Here is a 3,593-nt window from a genome sequence, read left to right as displayed (position 1 = left end):
CAGCGCCAGCATATGCGCACCAAGTTGCTGCAAGCGATGATCTACCCCATCGTCCTGACCTTAGTCGCCGTTGGGGTCATTTCTATTTTGCTCACAGCAGTAGTGCCCAAGGTGGTCGCTCAGTTCGAACACATGGGGCAACAGTTGCCAGGCACCACCCGTTTTCTTATCGGCACTAGTGAACTGCTGCAGCAATATGGGCTCGGATTTTTGCTGCTTCTCTTTATCGCCAGCTTTGTCTGGCGTTGGTGGCTGACCGACGAGAAGCACCGCCGACGCTGGCATCAGGTGCTGCTCGGCTTGCCGGTGATTGGCCGAGTTAGCCGCGGGCTCAATACGGCGCGTTTTGCTCGGACCTTGAGCATTCTCAATGCCAGCGCAGTGCCGCTGCTTGAAGGCATGAAAATCTCGGGCGACGTGCTCTCTAACGACTATGCCAAGCTGCGCATTCTTGAGGCCGCCGAGCGAGTTCGTGAGGGCACCAGCCTGCGTAAATCATTGACTGAAACCAAGATTTTTCCCCCTATGATGCTTCACATGATTGCCTCCGGTGAGCAGAGTGGCGAGCTCGACAGCATGTTAGAGCGCGCCGCAGACAACCAGGATCGGGAGTTTGAATCTCAGGTCAATATTGCCCTCGGGGTGTTTGAGCCGATGCTGGTGGTTTCCATGGCGGGGGTGGTGCTGTTTATCGTGATGTCGATCTTGCAGCCGATCCTCGAGCTCAACAATATGGTGAATATGTAAGTTTCCGGAGTTCGGCGGCCCGCTGATGGCCTGTCGAACCCACCCAGTGATCAATCTCTGATGGGGCATCCCATCTCATTCGTTACGGAGTAACTCATGCAACAACGTCGTCAATCCGGTTTTACCCTGCTGGAAGTCATGGTAGTTATCGTGATCCTCGGTATTTTGGCCAGTTTGGTAGTGCCTAACCTGATGGGAAATAAGGAGAAAGCCGATCAGCAAAAAGCGGTCTCTGATATCGTGGCGCTGGAAAACGCTCTCGATATGTACAAGTTAGATAACAATCGCTACCCAAGTACCGAGCAGGGACTGGATGCCTTGGTGACCAAGCCGACCATTGAGCCCGAACCACGCACTTATCGGGAAGGCGGCTATATCAAGCGTTTGCCACAAGATCCGTGGGGTAACCAGTATCAACTGTTGAGCCCTGGCCAGTTCGGCAAGATTGATCTCTTCTCCTCGGGGTTGGATGGTGAAGCCGGCACGGATGATGATATCGGTAACTGGAACTTAAAGGATTTCCAATAAGTGATCTCTTTTCCACCAGCCCTACAAGTCGCTCAGGTGTTGGGATGAGCGACATGTGCTCTGACTATCATGTTGGCAGCAAGGTGACGTCATGAACATGCGTCGCCAGATGGGGTTCACCCTGCTGGAGGTGCTGCTGGTTGCCATGCTGATGGGACTGGTTGCCACTGCCGTTACCCTCAATATCGGCAGTGTGGCAGGTGATAGAGAGCTGGATAAACAAGCGCGTCGCTTTATGGCCATCGTGCAACAAGCTCAGCAGTATGCGGTGATGGATGGCCGGCTAGTCGGGCTGCGTATCGAACAGACGGGTTGGCAGTTTATGCAGCGAGCGGCCAAAGATCGTCAATGGCAGCCCCTGCAAGATGACAAGCTGCTCGCGCAGGTGCAACTGCCCGAGACCATGGTGCTCACACTGGAGCTCGGTGGGTTTGGTTGGCAGCCAGATCCTGACGAAAAGCGTGATCCGCAGCAAGACCAAAAAGCAGTGACCCCGCAGGTGCTGCTCTTCCCCGGTGGAGAACTCACCCCTTTTACCTTAAGCCTCTCCCAGCAGGATGATGATGCGCGCTACCTGCGCGTGGTTAAAGGGGATGAATTTGGTCATCTGGCGCTGTTCACTCGGGATGATGAGCAGCCAGAGGAAGATAGCGCGTTATGAATGCTCGCGGTATGACGTTACTCGAAGTGATGGTGGCGGTGGCGGTCTTTGCTATTGCGGGGTTGGCGGTGATGAAGACCGCCAGCGAGCACTTGTCGGCCCTTAACTATCTGGAGCAGAAAACGCTGGCAACCTGGGTTGTGGAAAATCAGCTGGTGCAACAGAAACTGGAGGGAAAATGGCCCAGTGACAGCTGGGTTACCGGTGAAGAGCAATTAGCTGGGCAAACCTGGTACTGGCGCTATCGCGGGGTGGCTACCAGCGATAACAACCTCAAAGCCCTCGACATGGAGGTACGCACAGAAGTGAAAGCAGACAGCCCCGTCGCGACCATACGGACTTACATTAGCCGATGAGCCACCCCCGTTTGCACCCTCTGCGTGCGCCCCAGTACGGCTTTACCTTGCTAGAGATGCTAGTGGCGATCGCTATTTTCGCAGTGCTCAGTATGGGGGCCTATCAAGTATTGCAAGGTGTGCTCACCAGTGATGAGGTGGCTAAACGTAAAGAGCGGCGGCTGTCTGAATTACAACTCGTATTTACCTTGTTAGAGCGAGACATCAGCCAAATGGTGCCACGCAGTGGCCGCATCGACGGTGAAAACAACACCATATTGCTTGCCGCCAGTCGTTTTGGGCAGGAGAGTGATGATTGGGGCATCGCGTTTATGCGCAGCGGCTGGCTCAATCCAGATGGCATGTTGCCTCGCTCCCATTTGCAGCGGGTTGGCTGGCGGCTTAAGGAACAAACACTGGAGCGGCTGAGCTACCTCTACCCTGATCCCGTCATCGGTACCGAGCCACGTGTGCAAGCTGTGCTGACCAAGGTGACGGGTTTTCGGCTGTTTTTTTTCCGTCAAGGGGGCTGGCAAGAGGAGTGGTCAGAGCGGCGAGTGTTACCTGATGGATTGGCGGTGGAGCTCGATTTGGCGGATTATGGCACCATTCGTCGCCAGTTTTTAATCGGTGCTGGTGGTCAGCGTGCTGACAATTCGGGTAACAGCTCCGGTGGCAGTTCTGGTGACAAGACCGATGACAATAATACCGATAACAGCAACGGCAGCGAGCCTCCGCCTGCCGAACAAGAGAATAATGCTGGGCAGCCTGAGCCGGATCGCCGAGAGGATGACATCGCGAATGGGGGTTAAGCAGATAGTGGCGCCTTCGCGCCAAGGAGGTATGGCCCTGCTGGTGGTGCTGCTGATTTTGGCGGTGATGGTGATTATTGCCAGTAACATGAGTGGTCGCTTACAGCTAGAGCTGCGCCGTACTGCTAATCTCACCGCCGGAAAACAAGCCTGGTGGTACGCTATGTCGGCAGAGGCATTGGTCAGTAAGGTGTTGGCACAAGACTTTAAAGATGAACCCAAGATAGTGCACCTCGGTCAGAATTGGGCTCGCAAAGATGCTGTTTTCCCAGTAGAGGGTGGCACCTTACGCGGTGAGGTGAGCGATCTGCAAGCCTGCTTTAACCTCAACAGTCTGAGCGTGGCGACTTCGCCAGGAAACATTGATCAAGACCTGAGTAAACAGCCCTACCCAGTCCAGGTCTTTCGGGCTCTGCTCACACAGCTTGAGATCGAAGAGTACGAAGCGGCTCAGTTAACGGATGCTATTCGCGATTGGACTGATAAAGACACTGAGCCGGTGTCTAGCTT

At 54.7% G+C, this 3,593-nt stretch carries 5 protein-coding genes and 1 pseudogene; all 6 read left to right on the top strand.

Going from position 1 to position 3,593, the window contains the following annotated elements:
• On the top strand, positions 1–747 hold a 747-nt coding region (locus tag CUC53_RS17835; RefSeq protein ID WP_201796799.1), incomplete at its 5' end, for a type II secretion system F family protein.
• Positions 748–843: 96 nt separating this feature from the next.
• Complete coding sequence (exeG, locus tag CUC53_RS17830; RefSeq protein ID WP_100295355.1) at positions 844–1,275, top strand: GspG family T2SS major pseudopilin variant ExeG; 432 nt, start codon at positions 844–846, stop codon at positions 1,273–1,275.
• A 91-nt stretch (positions 1,276–1,366) separates the two neighbouring features.
• A complete protein-coding gene (exeH, locus tag CUC53_RS17825; protein WP_100295354.1) occupies positions 1,367–1,936 on the top strand; it encodes a GspH family T2SS minor pseudopilin variant ExeH in 570 nt (189 codons plus the stop codon).
• Positions 1,933–2,292, top strand: coding sequence for a GspI family T2SS minor pseudopilin variant ExeI (gene exeI, locus CUC53_RS17820; protein WP_100295353.1), 360 nt, complete (start codon positions 1,933–1,935; stop codon positions 2,290–2,292). The genes exeH and exeI overlap by 4 nt, the downstream gene beginning before the upstream one ends.
• Positions 2,289–3,083 carry a type II secretion system minor pseudopilin GspJ gene (gspJ, locus tag CUC53_RS17815; RefSeq protein ID WP_100295352.1) on the top strand — a complete coding sequence of 265 codons (795 nt, stop codon included), beginning with the start codon at positions 2,289–2,291 and terminating at the stop codon, positions 3,081–3,083. Before exeI ends, gspJ begins: the two co-directional genes overlap by 4 nt.
• Positions 3,061–3,593, top strand: a pseudogene (exeK, locus tag CUC53_RS17810) (GspK family T2SS minor pseudopilin variant ExeK); the annotation flags it as partial. The gene gspJ and the pseudogene exeK, both read left to right, overlap by 23 nt.

Source organism: Aeromonas cavernicola, from assembly GCF_002795305.1.
GTDB lineage: Bacteria > Pseudomonadota > Gammaproteobacteria > Enterobacterales > Aeromonadaceae > Aeromonas > Aeromonas cavernicola.
Note: the sequence above shows the minus strand (reverse complement) of the source record. Positions and strands in the feature narration are given on the sequence as shown.